This is a genomic window from Collimonas antrihumi, assembly GCF_018304965.1.
In the GTDB taxonomy this organism is placed as follows: Bacteria; Pseudomonadota; Gammaproteobacteria; order Burkholderiales; family Burkholderiaceae_D; genus Collimonas; species Collimonas antrihumi.
Genome location: NZ_JAGQED010000001.1, coordinates 71,148 through 85,643, shown reverse-complemented (window position 1 = coordinate 85,643; position 14,496 = coordinate 71,148). Strand labels below are relative to the sequence as shown.

General features: G+C 56.7%; 16 protein-coding genes and 1 pseudogene. 13 read left to right on the top strand and 4 right to left on the bottom strand.

The window, feature by feature from the left end:
• Position 1: 1 nt before the first annotated feature.
• From KHU29_RS00415 to KHU29_RS00395, 5 genes are all read left to right on the top strand, one after another.
• Positions 2-205 (top strand): hypothetical protein, encoded by a 204-nt coding sequence (locus KHU29_RS00415; protein ID WP_211450740.1) that lies wholly within the window; start codon positions 2-4, stop codon positions 203-205.
• 69 nt (positions 206-274) lie between these two features.
• Positions 275-1,201, top strand: a complete 927-nt coding sequence (locus tag KHU29_RS00410; RefSeq protein ID WP_211450739.1) for an ABC transporter ATP-binding protein — start codon at positions 275-277, stop codon at positions 1,199-1,201.
• Positions 1,198-1,959: an ABC transporter permease gene (locus KHU29_RS00405; protein WP_211450738.1), complete on the top strand. Its 762-nt coding sequence runs from the start codon at positions 1,198-1,200 to the stop codon at positions 1,957-1,959. The genes KHU29_RS00410 and KHU29_RS00405 overlap by 4 nt, the downstream gene beginning before the upstream one ends.
• 63 nt (positions 1,960-2,022) lie before the next feature.
• On the top strand, positions 2,023-2,418 hold the full coding sequence (locus KHU29_RS00400) for a nuclear transport factor 2 family protein (protein ID WP_246541312.1): 396 nt from the start codon (positions 2,023-2,025) through the stop codon (positions 2,416-2,418).
• 313 nt (positions 2,419-2,731) lie between these two features.
• Entirely contained in the window at positions 2,732-3,787 is a 1,056-nt protein-coding gene (locus KHU29_RS00395; protein WP_211450737.1) for a permease, read from the top strand.
• 109 nt (positions 3,788-3,896) lie between these two features.
• Here the strand turns inward: KHU29_RS00395 and KHU29_RS00390 are convergent, their stop codons facing one another.
• Complete coding sequence (locus tag KHU29_RS00390; protein WP_211450736.1) at positions 3,897-4,037, bottom strand: hypothetical protein; 141 nt, start codon at positions 4,035-4,037, stop codon at positions 3,897-3,899.
• A 338-nt stretch (positions 4,038-4,375) separates the two neighbouring features.
• On the opposite strand from KHU29_RS00390, the gene KHU29_RS00385 reads away from it, so the two are divergent.
• From KHU29_RS00385 to KHU29_RS00360, 6 genes and pseudogenes are all read left to right on the top strand, one after another.
• The gene (locus KHU29_RS00385; protein WP_211450735.1) at positions 4,376-7,135 is read left to right on the top strand and encodes a UPF0182 family membrane protein; all 2,760 of its coding nucleotides are present in this window, start codon (positions 4,376-4,378) and stop codon (positions 7,133-7,135) included.
• Positions 7,136-7,169: 34 nt separating this feature from the next.
• Complete coding sequence (locus tag KHU29_RS00380) at positions 7,170-7,475, top strand: hypothetical protein (protein ID WP_211450734.1); 306 nt, start codon at positions 7,170-7,172, stop codon at positions 7,473-7,475.
• Between the two features lie 73 nt (positions 7,476-7,548).
• Positions 7,549-7,965 (top strand): PaaI family thioesterase, encoded by a 417-nt coding sequence (locus KHU29_RS00375; RefSeq protein WP_211450733.1) that lies wholly within the window; start codon positions 7,549-7,551, stop codon positions 7,963-7,965.
• 36 nt (positions 7,966-8,001) lie between these two features.
• Positions 8,002-8,148, top strand: a pseudogene (locus tag KHU29_RS00370) (MFS transporter); the annotation flags it as partial.
• Between the two features lie 188 nt (positions 8,149-8,336).
• Positions 8,337-8,561, top strand: a complete 225-nt coding sequence (locus KHU29_RS00365; RefSeq protein WP_211450732.1) for a hypothetical protein — start codon at positions 8,337-8,339, stop codon at positions 8,559-8,561.
• A gap of 201 nt (positions 8,562-8,762) precedes the next feature.
• A complete protein-coding gene (locus KHU29_RS00360) occupies positions 8,763-9,617 on the top strand; it encodes an NAD(P)-dependent oxidoreductase (RefSeq protein WP_211450731.1) in 855 nt (284 codons plus the stop codon).
• Between the two features lie 43 nt (positions 9,618-9,660).
• On the opposite strand, the gene KHU29_RS00355 is transcribed toward KHU29_RS00360, so the two are convergent.
• Positions 9,661-10,476: a ParB N-terminal domain-containing protein gene (locus KHU29_RS00355; protein WP_211450730.1), complete on the bottom strand. Its 816-nt coding sequence runs from the start codon at positions 10,474-10,476 to the stop codon at positions 9,661-9,663.
• Positions 10,477-11,460: 984 nt separating this feature from the next.
• On the opposite strand from KHU29_RS00355, the gene KHU29_RS00350 reads away from it, so the two are divergent.
• Together KHU29_RS00350 and KHU29_RS00345 are read left to right on the top strand one after the other, a co-directional pair.
• Positions 11,461-11,805: a zinc ribbon domain-containing protein YjdM gene (locus KHU29_RS00350; protein WP_211450729.1), complete on the top strand. Its 345-nt coding sequence runs from the start codon at positions 11,461-11,463 to the stop codon at positions 11,803-11,805.
• A gap of 123 nt (positions 11,806-11,928) precedes the next feature.
• The gene (locus KHU29_RS00345) at positions 11,929-13,227 is read left to right on the top strand and encodes a TAXI family TRAP transporter solute-binding subunit (protein WP_211450728.1); all 1,299 of its coding nucleotides are present in this window, start codon (positions 11,929-11,931) and stop codon (positions 13,225-13,227) included.
• 56 nt (positions 13,228-13,283) lie between these two features.
• On the opposite strand, the gene KHU29_RS00340 is transcribed toward KHU29_RS00345, so the two are convergent.
• Positions 13,284-13,949: an energy transducer TonB gene (locus tag KHU29_RS00340; protein ID WP_211450727.1), complete on the bottom strand. Its 666-nt coding sequence runs from the start codon at positions 13,947-13,949 to the stop codon at positions 13,284-13,286.
• A gap of 174 nt (positions 13,950-14,123) precedes the next feature.
• On the bottom strand, positions 14,124-14,453 hold the full coding sequence (locus KHU29_RS00335; protein WP_211450726.1) for a DHCW motif cupin fold protein: 330 nt from the start codon (positions 14,451-14,453) through the stop codon (positions 14,124-14,126).
• Between the last annotated feature and the right edge of the window lie 43 nt (positions 14,454-14,496).

Sequence of the window (14,496 nt, the reverse complement as noted above, 5' to 3'; positions counted from 1 at the left end):
TATGTTTGAGAAGGAAATAGAGGACGAAGCATGGAAAGGACCAGATTCAGAACTGATCAGCGAGGCTGAGTACGATGCGATCGTGGCTGAATTCGACCTGCTATGGACTCGCACGACGACGCCGCAGGAACAGTCACGCATGGAGTGCATGATCCGGCTGATCGAGGCCTTTGAAAATAACCGGAATAGCCATCGCAAAAATTAATTTGCATTCAGGATTAGAATGCACGGCTAGGCACATACGTCACCTGCATTCATACTGATCGGACGGCTCATGCAAAATGTCATTTCCATAGTAAATCTTTCCAAGACCTACGCCTCCGGCTACCGGGCGCTCAACAACATCAATCTCGACATCCGCCGTGGCGAAATCCTGGCATTGCTAGGGCCGAACGGCGCCGGAAAAACCACCCTGATCAGCTGCATCTGCGGGATCCTGAACATTTCCGAGGGATCGGTACGGGTGGATGGCCACGACATCGTCAAGGATTTCCGCCCTGCCCGATCGCTGATCGGCCTGGTGCCGCAGGAACTGACCACCGATGCTTTCGAAACGGTATGGGCCACTGTATCTTTCAGCCGCGGGCTATTCGGCAAGCCGGCCAATCCTGCTTACATCGAGAAGGTGCTAAGGGATTTATCATTGTGGGACAAGAAGGACAACAAGATCATGACACTGTCCGGTGGCATGAAGCGTCGCGTGCTGATCGCCAAGGCTTTGTCGCATGAGCCGCAAATCCTGTTTCTCGACGAGCCGACCGCCGGTGTCGACGTCAACCTGCGGCACGACATGTGGGAACTGGTCCGCTCGTTAAGGGAAAGCGGCGTGACCATCATCCTGACCACCCACTACATCGACGAGGCTGAAGACATGGCCGACAGGATCGGCGTGATCAACAAGGGTGAGATCATCTTGATCGAAGAGAAAAAAGAACTGATGCGCAAGCTCGGCAAAAAATTGCTGACGCTGCAGCTGGAGAAACCGCTAGACCATGTTCCACCCGAGCTTGCGGCCTACAACCTGAGCTTGTCCAGCGACGGCAGCCAGCTGGTCCATACCTATGAGAATGATGGTGAGCGCATAACCATCATTTCGCTGCTGAACGCCCTGAGCGAAGAAGGCATCCAGTTCAAGGATATCCAGACCACGCAGAGTTCGCTTGAAAATATTTTCGTCAACCTGATCAAGGACGAGCAATGAATTTCCACGCAATCCGCGCAATTTACATGTTCGAAATGGCGCGCACCGGGCGCACCCTGCTGCAAAGCATCGTCGCCCCTGTGATCTCGACCTCACTGTATTTTGTCGTCTTCGGCGCCGCGATCGGTTCGCGCATCGCCCAGATCGACGGCGTCAGCTACGGCGCATTCATCGTCCCCGGACTGGTCATGCTGTCGCTGCTTACGCAAAGCATCTCGAACGCCTCGTTTGGCATCTACTTTCCCAAATTCACCGGCACGATTTATGAACTGCTGTCGGCGCCGGTTTCGTACAGGGAGATCGTGGTGAGTTATGTCGGCGCCGCTGCCACCAAGTCGATATTGCTGGGCCTGATCATCCTGGCCACGGCGGGATTGTTCGTGCCGCTGCATATCGCGCATCCGTTCTGGATGATCCTGTTCCTGGTGCTGACAGCTGTAACCTTCAGCCTGTTCGGTTTCATCATCGGTATCTGGGCCGATAATTTTGAAAAACTTCAGCTGGTGCCGTTGCTGATCATCACGCCGCTGACCTTTCTCGGCGGCAGCTTCTACTCCATCAAGATGCTGCCACCAGTCTGGCACACCATCAGCCTGTTCAATCCGGTGGTCTACCTGATCAGCGGCTTCCGCTGGAGCTTCTATGACAATGCCGATGTGAGCATCACCATCAGCCTGACGATGACCATCGTGTTTCTGGCTGTCTTCCTGGCAATCGTGGCCTGGATTTTCAAGACCGGGTATCGGCTCAAGTACTAGGCTCAAGTACTAGGCTCAAGTATTAAATTCAAGTATTAAATTCAAGGAAACGATCCATCAACTTTGAAAGCAATCATGCCTGCGGCAAGCCCTCTCTCTATAGTTCAAGCGCAGCTTGACGCCTACAACGCCAAAGACATCGACGTTCTGCTGATGACCTACGCAACAGATGCCGAGCAATACCAGCTGCATGGCGAAATGCTCGCACGCGGGCATGAACAAATACGAGCCCGGTTCCTGGTCCGATTCGCCGAACCGGATCTGCACGCCGCCCTGATTTCACGTACGATCATGGAGAATGTGGTGATTGACCATGAAGTCGTGACCCGCAATTTTCCTGATGGCGTGGGCAGCGTCGAAATACTTTGCGTTTACGAAACTGAGAATGGCCGCATCCAGAAAGCTTCGTTTGCTACTGGCAAGACCAAATTGAATGTGCCATTCCATGCCAAGGCTTAGGTGAAAGCAGGATCGAGGAAACTCCTACCCGATGAATTGACAGGATATGCGCAACAGACTTTCAAGCCTCCAGCTGTCCCTGTATGTGATCGCTGATGCCGTTCAGTTAAGACGCCAGAGATATCTCCCTCATGCGTCGTTCCCGCGAACGCGGGAATCCATTTTCATTGTTTCACTCGGTAATTTGGATCCCCGCGTTCGCGGGGATGACGGAGCCGCCGTAGCGGCTGGCCACGTCATATCACTTAACTGAACGGCATTGCCGGCTACGCTGGGTTATGATCGCTGTTATTTCCTGCAGAGTGAGCCATCCATGTACAGTCTATCTTCCCAGTCGCCCGAGCGGGACTGGTCGTCCTGGTGGAAACCAGCCTTGTTCGTACTGGTGGCCGTGGTTGGCCTCTACTACGTCAAATGGTCGCCCTACTACCTCAAATCCTTCCTGGCGGCGGACAAGCACAGCATCGGCGCCTCCATCCTCAACGATAACCAGGGATCGCCTCTCGCCGCAGCGCTGACCTATGCCAAGGTATATTTCCTGGCAATCTGGAAAGCCGCGGTACTGGCGGTGATCCTCGGTTCACTGCTGCAAGTGTTGATCCCGCGCGACTGGCTGCTGCGCCTGTTCGGCCGCGCCGGCTTTAGTTCAGTCTTGCGCGGCGGCTTGTTCGCGCTGCCTGGCATGATGTGTTCTTGCTGCGCCGCTCCGGTAGTCGCGGGGATGCGCCGCCAGCAAGTCTCGGTGGGCGCGGCACTCGCCTTCTGGATCGCCAATCCGGTGCTTAACCCGGCCACGCTGGTGTTCATGGGTTTCGTGTTGGGCTGGGGCTTCACCGCCCTGCGCCTGGTGGCTGGCCTGGTGCTGGTATTGGGTGTCTCGCTGATTGCGCAGCGCGTTTCGGGCCCAGAGAAAACTCCTGAGCCAGCGCAGGAAGCAGTTGCCGAGGCCGCCGCTCCTGATTCGCAAAACTTCCTGGGACGTTGGTCGCGCAGTTTATGGCAGCTGTTCTGGAGCACTATCCCGATCTATATCCTGGCGGTACTGGCGCTGGGAGCAGCCCGGGTCTGGCTATTCCCCCATGTCGACGGCGCCATGGGCAACAGCCTGCTCTGGCTGGTGCCCATGGCCATCGCCGGGACACTGTTCGTGATTCCCACGGCAGCCGAAATTCCTATAGTGCAAACCATGATGTCGCTGGGCCTGGGCACGGCGCCGGCAGTGGCATTGCTGATGACCTTGCCAAGCATCAGCCTGCCATCGCTGCTGATGCTGCGCAAGAGCTTCGACACCAGGGTATTGGTTACCGTCGCATTGCTGACGATACTGGTCGGCGTAGTCAGCGGGCTGGTGGGAACGTTGGTGCTATAAGCGCCGGCAATCCGTGATTGCATGCCGATCGGATCCTCACATCTGAACGTCTCCGATGAAGAGAGCAAAATGCGTTTGCGTCGCCGCAATGAAGACGGTTCGCATCGATTCACGACGATAGCGCATCGGCGTCACGCGGCGCAGGTGTGTACGGTGCGTGCGGCGCGAAAGTCGCTATCTCGATCATGAACGGAGTGCCGGCCGCCTGTCTGATGAAGCCTGCCGCCAGGTCGGAAAGGACGTCCGCCATCGAGCGTGTCCTTGGATGCAGATAGAAAGGGGCCGGCGAGAACGTATGCGGCCAGCCGGTTGCTAGCAGGAAATTTTCGGCTTGGTCAGTTGTTCGGGCCCCGAGTGAGGCATCACACAAGCCGGTCTCGCGGGAGCGTCTGGCGGCGAGCGTATCGCCTCCTGGTTCATTGGGCTACAATCATTCATCTGGCGCTTCCTGGTGCAAGTCATTACCTGGCTGAGCGTCGGCAATGAGCGTTGCATTGATAACCGTTCAGCCACGCTCCAGGCAGATATGCGGTGCACAATGGTCCGGTCGCAGCCGGCCATGGGTGACGGCACAGCAAAGGAGGATCGATGCGTTCGCAAGTGAGATCCGACGTGCGCTTGAAACGCAATGCCATCGCGGTTGCGGTTGTCGTCGTCGGCCTGATCGTCATCGGGCGCTTCACTGGCGTCCTGGTCGACTGGCTGTGGTTTTCTTCGATCGGCTATATCGACGTTTTTTGGACGGTCCTCTCCGCTCGGGCGTTCCTGTTTTGCGCCGTGTTCGCTGTCTCGGCGGGCGCTATATGGGTGTCGAGTTTCCTGGCGCATCGTTACGCGAGGAGAGTCGGTGCCTTGCACGCGGTAGCCGCCTCTTCGCGCGGCACGCCGCAGGTCATAAGCGACCTGGCCGGCCTGGTCGCGCCGCGCATTGCCTGGCGCTCCAGCATTGCTGGCGGCGCAGTCCTGTTGGGGTTGCTTTTCGCCGCCGTCGAAGTCTCGCGCTGGGACATGGCGCTTCGCTTCATTTATCAAGTACCCTTTGGCGAGCGCGATCCGATCTTCGGCAAGGACATCAGCTTCTATCTCTTCTCGTTGCCCGTCTATGTTGCGCTCAAGAATTGGCTGCTGCAGTTGCTCTTTTGCAGCGCAACCGTTGCCGGCGTTGTCTACGGCGTGCGCGGCGACATCGCGCTCGGGCCGTCGCCGCCGCCTGGGCTCTCACCCGCCGCCGTCGCGCATGGCTCGGCATTGCTCGGTTTGTTCTTTGTGCTGAAGGCCTGGTCCTACTGGCTCGACCGCTTTCTGCTGCTCTACGGCGACAACGGCGTCGTGGTCGGCGCCGGCTATACCGATATCCACGTCGAGCTGCCGGTCTTGTGGCTGCTGGTCTGCCTGGCCACTGCCGCAGCTGTCGCCTCGTGGGTCAATATGCGCCTGCGCAGCTATCGAATTCCTGCCGCCTCGGCGCTGCTGGTGTTAGGCGGTTCGCTTGTGTTGGCCTTGATCTACCCGGCGCTGTTCCAGCGCTTCTATGTCAAGCCGAGCGAGCTGAAGCTGGAGGCGCCCTATATCGAGCACAATATCGCGCTGACACGGCAGGCCTACGGCCTGAAGCAGATCGCGGTAAAACCGTTTCCGGCCGAACAGGGGCTGAATCTCGCCTCGCTCGAGGCCAATCGCGCCACCATCGACAACGTCCGCCTGTGGGATGTGCAGCCGCTGATGGATACCTACGCGCAGTTGCAGGAGATCAGGACCTACTACAAATTCCTCTCCGTGGACATCGACCGTTACCGGCTTGACGCCGGCTACCGGCAGGTGATGCTGTCGGCACGCGAACTGGAGCCGGCGATGCTGCCGGCGAATGCCCAGACCTGGGTAAATTTGCATCTCCTGTTTACCCACGGCAACGGCGTCGTGATGTCGCCGGTCACCGAGAAATCCACGGAAGGCTTGCCTTCCCTCTATCTGCAGGATATTCCGCCCTTCGCCAACGGCGGCCCGGCCATCCACGAACCGCGCCTCTATTTCGGTGCTGGCGGTCATGGCTACGTCATCGTCAAGGGCAGCGTACCCGAATTCGACTACCCCATGGGAAAGGACAACATCTACACCACTTACAGCGGGCGCGACGGCGTCGCCATCGGCAGCCTTGCGCGACGCGGCCTCTTCGCCTGGCAGTTCGACGATCCCAACATCCTGCTTACCAGCTATATCACGGACCAGAGCCGGATCCTGCTGCACCGAAACATTCAGGACCGGGTACGCACGATCGCCCCGTTCCTCAAGCTCGACCATGATCCCTATATCGTCGCCAGCGAAGGGCGTCTTTTCTGGATACAGGACGCCTATACCACCAGCCGCTGGTTCCCCTACGCCCAGCCGAGCATCGGCGACGGCGCCAATTACATCCGCAACGCGGTCAAGGTGGTGATCGATGCGTATAACGGCACGGTCGACTTCTATGTCAGCGATCCCGCCGATCCAATCTTGCGGACCTATCAGCGCATCTTCCCGGGCCTATTCAAGCCCTTGGAGGCGATGCCACAAGACCTGCAGCAGCATATCCGCTACCCCGAGGATCTGTTCCTGATCCAGGCGAAACTCTACCGCGCCTACCATATGGATGCGCCGGAAGTTTTCTACAATCGCGAGGATCTCTGGCAGTTCCCTCGGGGATCGGCCGGCATCGATGGCGGGAATGCCCCCGCTACTCCGATGACGCCTTACTACATGATCATGCGGCTCCCTGGAGAGCCGCGCGCCGAGTTCGTCCTCATGCTGCCGATGGTGCCCAGCCAGCGCGAGAATATGATCGCCTGGCTGGCAGCGCGTTGCGATCCGCCCGAGTATGGCAAGCTCATCGTCTACACTTTCCCCAAGGACAAGCTGGTCTTTGGGCCGTTCCAGATCGAGGCGCGCATCCAGCAGAATACCGAGATCTCGCAGCAGATTTCGCTGTGGAACCAGATGGGCTCGCGCGTCATCCGCGGCCATCTTCTGGTGGTGCCGATCGAGAACTCGATCCTTTACGTCTCCCCGCTCTACTTGCGCGCGGCGTCCGGTCAGTTGCCCGAGTTGAAGCGCGTGATCGCCGCCTATGGCGACCATGTGGTGATGGAGGAGACCTTGGGAGAAGCCTTGGCGGCGCTCTTCAAGGAGGCAGCCCAAGTGGCATCGCCACCTCGAGGCATGGCGGGTGCGCCCGCGCGCGAAGCACTCGCCCATTATGACCGCGCCATCGAGCGATTGAAGGCGGGGGATTGGAGCGGCTTCGGCTCGGAGCTCGATGCTCTCCGGCCGCTGCTCGAGACGCTCGGCGCCGACCGTCCCGAGGATCGGAGGTGAGTCGAGACTCCTAAAAGGAAGCATGTTTGAATGATTGCTCCCCCTGACCGAGATAACAGTTTCGGATCGAAACGTTCTGGCGATGCACGTCACCGATTTCGTGCAGGCAGAAATTGACCGTATCGTCTATTGTTCGTCCGACCTTTTCATTGTCAGCCTTGCCCAGCCGCCCCTTGGCAATACACCAATTCATGACCACGGTTTCTGGGCCGCAATCGGGATTGCAGAAGGCTGTGAGAAAAACGCGTTTTATGAACGCAGCGGCGCAGGATTGGTTGGTCAATCGAATCGGGTTCGCCAAATTCACTTACTTGCCGGACATGGGTTTCCTTATGCATAATGGCTGCTTGAATATTCGGTCCGCCTGATAACAGTCCGGCGTCATGCACGATCCCATCAAGAGGCCATTTTCCATGAGTGACATTCAAGAACGAATCGCAGTCAGCTTCAAATCGCAAGGCCTTATGGCCACCCTCGGCGCACAGCTTGTCTCGGTCGCAGAGCGCGAGGTCCAAATAGAGTTGCCATTTTCCGCGCAGCTCTCGCAACAGCACGGCTACATTCACGCCGGCGCAATAACGAGTGTTGTTGATAGTGCATGCGGGTACGCAGCGTTGACCAAGGCGCCACTCGAGAGCGATGTTGTCACAGCCGAGTTCAAGATCAACTTCGTGCGACCTGCGATTGGTGAACGATTCCTGGCAATCGGAAAGGTACAGACTTCGGGTAAGCTACTCACCGTCTGTACGGGAGAAGTCCGGGCCCTATCGGGAACCACCTGGAAAGTGGTTGCCATCATGCAGGCAACGATCGTCAATGTCCGTGCCTGACACCTGGCCGCGTCTCAATTTCCCGCACTCAGAATAATGAGCGATCTGAAAGCTGTATCAATTTCCCCGGATTCGAACGTCGACGACACTTCCGTCCGTCGCCGTTCCCTGATAGCGGCCTGCAGCGCCCACGCAGTACATGATGGCCTGACCGACGTCATCTATGTTCTGCTGCCTATCTGGGGGCGCGCATCGGCATGATGAAAACGGTGTGGATAACGGAGTCCGCCACATCGCTGTTGATCTTGCTGGCGGTGTGGTTACCGCTTGCCGGAATGATAGCGATGCTGCTGTTCACATTGCCATTGTCGTGGCTGGTACACAGTGAGTCAACTTTTATTTAATTGACGCGTGTTGCGGAGACTCTACGCATGGAAGCACTTGTTGGCTTTGTCTCATCGATTTTCAGGTATTTGATTTTTAGTTTCATTTTCTTTTGGTTCGGATATTTGGTTATCAAGATTGCGACATTTGGCCGCTATCCACGTACCATCAATCCAAAAAGAGCCGATTGCGCTGACTACCAGCTTGTATCTGCGCTTGGATTACTGACTGCAGTCGGTATGGTGATACTGGCTTTCAAAATCTGGCCATAGCCTAATGTCAGCAAACACCGATGACTCGATATTAGAGCGAGCACCAACCTTCGCTTTCGGTCGAAAGTCGACAATCCGCAATCGGCCAACATCAATCAGACATACAGCCACCATAAAACAACCAGCGGCACTCCCCAAAATTGTTCCAGTGTTATATTTCAGCATTCCGCTGTTCAGGCTTAATTCAAAAGGAATACGATCATGGCAAACATCGCTTTTCTCGGTACCGGGTTGCTCGGAAGTGCATTTGCGGAGGCCGCCTCAAAACGCGGCGATTCGGTCACTGCGTGGAATCGCTCACAGGACAAGGTTCTGGCCCTTGCGCAGTTCGGCGTGAAGGCGGCTTCGACACCTGCCGAAGCGGTGCGATCGGCCTCACGAGTGCATATCGTGCTGAAAGACGACGCAGTGGTCGAGGAAGTCATTGCGGCGGCGCGTGGCGGACTTTCCCCTGACGCGATCCTGATCGATCACACCACGACATTGCCGACGCTCACTGCCGAGCGCGCCGAACGGTTGCGTGCGGCCGGCGTGAAGTATCTGCACTGTCCCGTCTTTATGGGACCGGCGGCCGCTCGCAACGCTCAGGGTTCGATGATGGTCGCCGGGCCGAAGGCGCTGTTTGAATCGGTCCAGGCGGATCTCGCCAAAATGACAGGGCGTCTCGAATATATGGGTAATCGCACCGACCTTGCCGCGGCAAACAAATTGTTTGGAAATGCCATGATCATCGGCCTTTCCGCGGTGATGGCTGACATCCTTACCCTGGCGCAGGCGAGCGACGTTAGCGGTGAGGACGCCGTCAAGTTGCTTGGGCTGTTTGATTTGAATACGATGGTGGCGGGCCGAGGGCTGAACATGGCAAAGGGTAACTTCACCCCGAGCTTCGAGTTGGCGATGGCGCGCAAAGACGTGCGACTGATGTTGGAAACCACAGGTAATCGACCGATGGCGGCGTTGCCCTCAATCGCCGCCAGGATGGATCAGCTCATTTCTGCAGGACATGGCGCCGACGATGCCAGCATCATTGGTATCGACGCGGTGCCACGGCCTTGATTCCTTAAGCCCTTAGGATGTTCACGAAAATATGCGCAGCGGATTATTGTCCGCTGCGTGCCTCCGAAAGCGCAATCGTCAGGTGTTGCACCTTCTTTTTCAATTGATCGCGCTCTTCGGTGAGTTCAGCAAGCAATGATGTCAAACGGTGAATTTCGATTTGATCGGGTGTGGCGTCGCTCGGCAGTGGTTCCCGCTCGGGCTTGGGCGGCAGCCGGGCCTCACGCACCTGCCTCGCTGCCTGGCGCAATTCCTTCTTGCCGCCGGCAACAGCAGCTACCTGCTCCTCGCTAGGCAAGGAAGCTACGGCAGCGGCGGCATTGATGGAAATGATGCCCGACTTTACGGCGCCAACCAGTTCGGGCGCAGCCGTCTTCTGGATTTTTTCAATCTGCCCCAAGGTCGCACTGCTCATCCGTGCGGCACGCGCAACGGCCTCCCGAGTCCATGGGGGTTCACTCTCGGATTGAGCGGAGACATCGCTTCCCGCAGGCTCTGCGGGCGGACGCTGGGCTTGCGCCTGTGCCTGGCGCGCCGATACGATCTCTTTCTTGCGCAGTGCCAGCACGCCCCGCTGAAAGTCCGACACGCTGCGCCGCCCCAGGTGATTATCGATCATCCACAGGTGCACATCTTCCATGGATTGAAATGTCTGGTTCTGCATGGTCTTGAAAGGGATTTCGTGCTTCTGGCAGATGCCGTAACGGTTATGTCCGTCCACCAGGAGATCGCCCCACAACACCAGCGCATCGCGGCAGCCTTCTGACAGCAAGCTGCGTTCTAGCGCAAGGAATTCGTCTTCGGTCAACGGATCGATGTAGGCGCGGAGGTCTTCGTTGATAGTGATGGTGTTGGTCATTAATAAAAAAATAAAATGATGGCGCAGATAGTGTACGTACCGCTGCAATTCTACGCTACGCGGGTAGGGTGGGCTCGCTTTTGTGCCAACGCGAACTCACACCATGCACTTGCCGATTTCCGCGCCGTGGAGTCCCTTGCTCCGGTTATCGCGGTCACGCGTGGGCAAAAAACCTTGCCCGCCCTACGTCCTTCCTATTTTTACCGTTGTCGTTGTTTATCGGTAATCCGTGAAGAAGCATTTTTTTGCCTGTTAAAAGCTACCAGACAAAAGGCAGCAAACGATACCGGACCTTCCGGCAATAATCTGCATACCCTGCCAGTAGTCGATGGTCCCCGCGGACATGAAAAGAAGTGCCGCCATGGCGATGGCGCCAAGCAAGCTCGATCGAAATGCGCGAAAGTTCAGCCTGTTCATTCTGCAATAGTTCATTCCGGCCGGCCCCACTGGACAGAAGTATTATCGTTATGGATTATTCCGCAATGATATTCGACATACGAACTCACTACTGCAGCCGCTATCAAGGCGACGGCTATCGCGCTCCAAAGTGTAGACTTCATATCCGCCACTCTTTGGTCCTGCCGGAAATACCATATTACGCTTCTTGGTCAAATACGCGCAGCAGGTAGCAGTAAGCAACCATTCCCCTGCCCTGCAAATTTCAAAATTGCTTTGCGAAGCTATCCGTGGCACGATCCAACACGATCGACTTCGGGTATTGATGACTGCCCTCCTCTACAATTTATACAATTGATAGCCCGACAATCCGAATGACCATACCGACCACACGCCATGACTCGCAGCGAATGGGAATCCGGCCATGGACAGGCTTGAAGCGATGCGTCTGTTTACCCAGATCGTTGATCTGAGCAATTTCACCAAGGCCGCGGGATTGCTGGAGATGCCGCGGGCCGGCTAGAGCCGATGTCACACGCAGTATACTGTCTTATTTTTACGACTACTGCCATCCCGAAGGACGATATCATGAACGCTTTACCACCATGCCCGAAGTGCAGTTCCGAATTTACCTACGAAGACGGCGGCCTCTTCATCTGCCCGGAATGCGCCCATGAATGGTCGGCTCAGGCTGCCGCAGAATCAGGCACGGACGGCGCCAAGGTTTATCGCGACGCAGTGGGTAACATATTGCAGGATGGCGATACCATCACAGTGATCAAAGACCTGAAGTTGAAAGGTTCCGGCGGCGTGGTTAAAGTGGGCACAAAGGTAAAGAATATCCGCCTGGTCGACAGCGATCACGATATCGACTGCAAAATCGACGGCTTCGGTGCCATGAGCCTGAAATCGGAGTTCGTCAAGAAGGTATAGTTGTGCAGGGCCGGTAGCCCTGCCCCAAGAGATAATCGGGTTTTCGAGTCGTCTAACAAAGCGTCGCCTGCACACCCCATGCCCAGACAAAATCCAGCACTGCATCGCATACAAAAAGCCCCCATGACCGCGAAGCGCCTGCGGCTTCTCATCCTTGGCGCAGCAGTGTTGGTTGCGGCACTGGGCTGGGGCCTGGTGATCATGCTCAAACCCGCGATCCAGCGCACGATTGTCATCACCGCCGGCGCCGACAAAGGCATCTATAACAGTTTTGCATTGCGCTACGCGCCACTCTTGAAGCGCGAAGGCATTACCCTGGATATCCGTAGTTCCTCCGGCTCGGTGGAAAACTATCAACGCCTGAAAGACCCCGATAGCGAATACGAAGTAGGTTTTATCCAGTCCGGCACCACGACCCCGACGGAAAACGACCGGTTGCAGACCATCGCTGCCGTTTCATATGAACCGATCTGGGTGTTTTATCGCGGCGACGCCGTCATCACCCGGCTGGCGCAACTAAACGGAAAACGGATTTCCATCGGCGTGCCGGGCAGCGGCTTGCTGAAAGTCGCACGGGTTCTGCTGGGTCACAGCGGTATCAACGCCGATAACGCTACGCTGCTGGAGATGGATGCCTACAAGGCCTATCAGAATCTCGAAAGCGGCCAGCTGGACGCCGCATTTTTTATCGGCCGGCCGGACGCCGTCATGCAGCAGACGCTGCTGAACAGCGATTTGAAGTTAATGAGCTTTGCCCAGGCAGACGCCCTGGTGCTGAAATTCCCTTCGCTCTCCAAGATCATCTTCCCGCGCGCCTCGACCAGCGTTGCCAACGATTTACCGCAAGCCGACGTTACACTGCTGGCCGCCACTGCGCTGCTGGTTTCCAAGGATACCCTGCACCCTGCCCTGACTTACCTGTTGCTGGAGGCTGCAAATTCGGCCCATGCCCGTGAAGATTACTTTACCCCGCGGGGTTCGTTCCCCAACCTGAATTCGGATGATTTTCCGATTTCCGACGAGAGCATTCGTTATTTCAAATCCGGCCGTCCCTTCCTGCAACGTTACCTGCCGTTCTGGCTGGCCAGCTTCGTCGAAAGACGCTTGCTGATCCTGCTGCCTTTCATGGCACTGTTGTTCGGCCTGCTGCAGGCGTTGCCGCGCATGGTGGAAGCGCGCATGAAAAACCGTCTGGTGGTCTGGTATCGCGAGATCAAATCGCTGGAAGATGAAATATGGGCATCCAAAAATCCTACCAAGGAGCAAATTACCCAATGGCGCGATGACATCGAGAGCATTGACGCCAATGCCAGCCAGATACGCATTCCACAGCGCTATTTCCAGGATGTGTATGCGCTCAAACAAGCTATCCGGGTGGTGCGGGAGCGGATTATCCAGGTGGCTCAGCAGGTTGAGAAATAAGTTGAATAATAAGGCGAACGTTGCCGAAGGGAGCGGCCGGCCCTCGCTGATTTTACTTACTCCAACTTCCACACATACTGCATCCGTGTCGTAGACTGCACCGGCTGGCCATCAGCCATGGCAGGTGTGAAATGACAGAGGCTCCAGGCTTTCAAGGTTGCTCTGTCCAGCTCTTTGAAACCGCTGCTTTTTTCAATCGCAGCATCCACCACGCTGCCGTCGGCGCCGATGGTCAGTTTCACATTCACACTGCCCTGCTCCTCATTGCGCAAGGAAGTTCTCGGATATTCCGGTTTTTCGCAATTCCCGGCGACCCTGGCGCTGGTATGCGCCGGCGCGGCTGGCGCTTGCGTCACTGCGGCAGACGGCTGCGCTACAGACGTAGGCAGATCGTTGGTCGGCGGCTTGACATTGGTTACTGCCGCAATCACGTTTTCCTGAGGCTGCGGCTGTACCTTGACCTCCGGAGGCGGCACGTAGGGCGGCGGTGGCGCAGCGGTTTTCGGTGCTGGCGGAGTCGGTTTGTCTGGCGGCGGTGGGGGTGGCGGCGGCGGTTTGATTTCTTCGATGATCTTGGTGATCACCGGTTCCTGGATGACATCGACGACTTTCCGGGCCAAGCCGGTCACCAGTGCATACACAACCGCTATATGCATCAGAACAACGATACTGACGCCAACCCATTTCCTGCCAGGGTCGGCCCTTTCAAACGTGAAATCCATTTAAGGACTCCTGTCTATCCGTCCGCTCATTCGCTTTTACGGCAACCATCTTATCGGCGGCAACGCACTATCCGCCGACACGCTAATTTCTTATCGGATTGCCTAGTTTCATATTAGCAGCTTAGTGGCAACAGTAAAGATATCTGCTAAAAAACTTGCGGCCCGATACGTCGCTCAGTCGACCACGAACAGTTTCGCGCCGGTCGTGGTAAAAGACCTGTGCGGCTCGGCCTCGTCTGCAACCTGATAACTCATTCCAGCTTGCAGAAAAAACCTGCGGCCATCTTCCAGTTCGGTGTGCAGTTCGCCTTCAAGGCAAAACAGTATATGTCCCTTGGTGCACCAATGGTCGGCCAGATAACCTGCCGTGTACTCGACCATGCGAACCCGAATCCCGCCGAAGTGACAGGTGCGCCAATACGCCATCCCGGTTTCGCCCTTGTGCTCGGTGCGCTCAACCGTCTCCCAGTCCGTGGTGCCGAACGGAATATCAGTCATTTTCATGTTTTTCTCCTTGGCGCCTGGCTAATTTATCCCGCTACCCTGT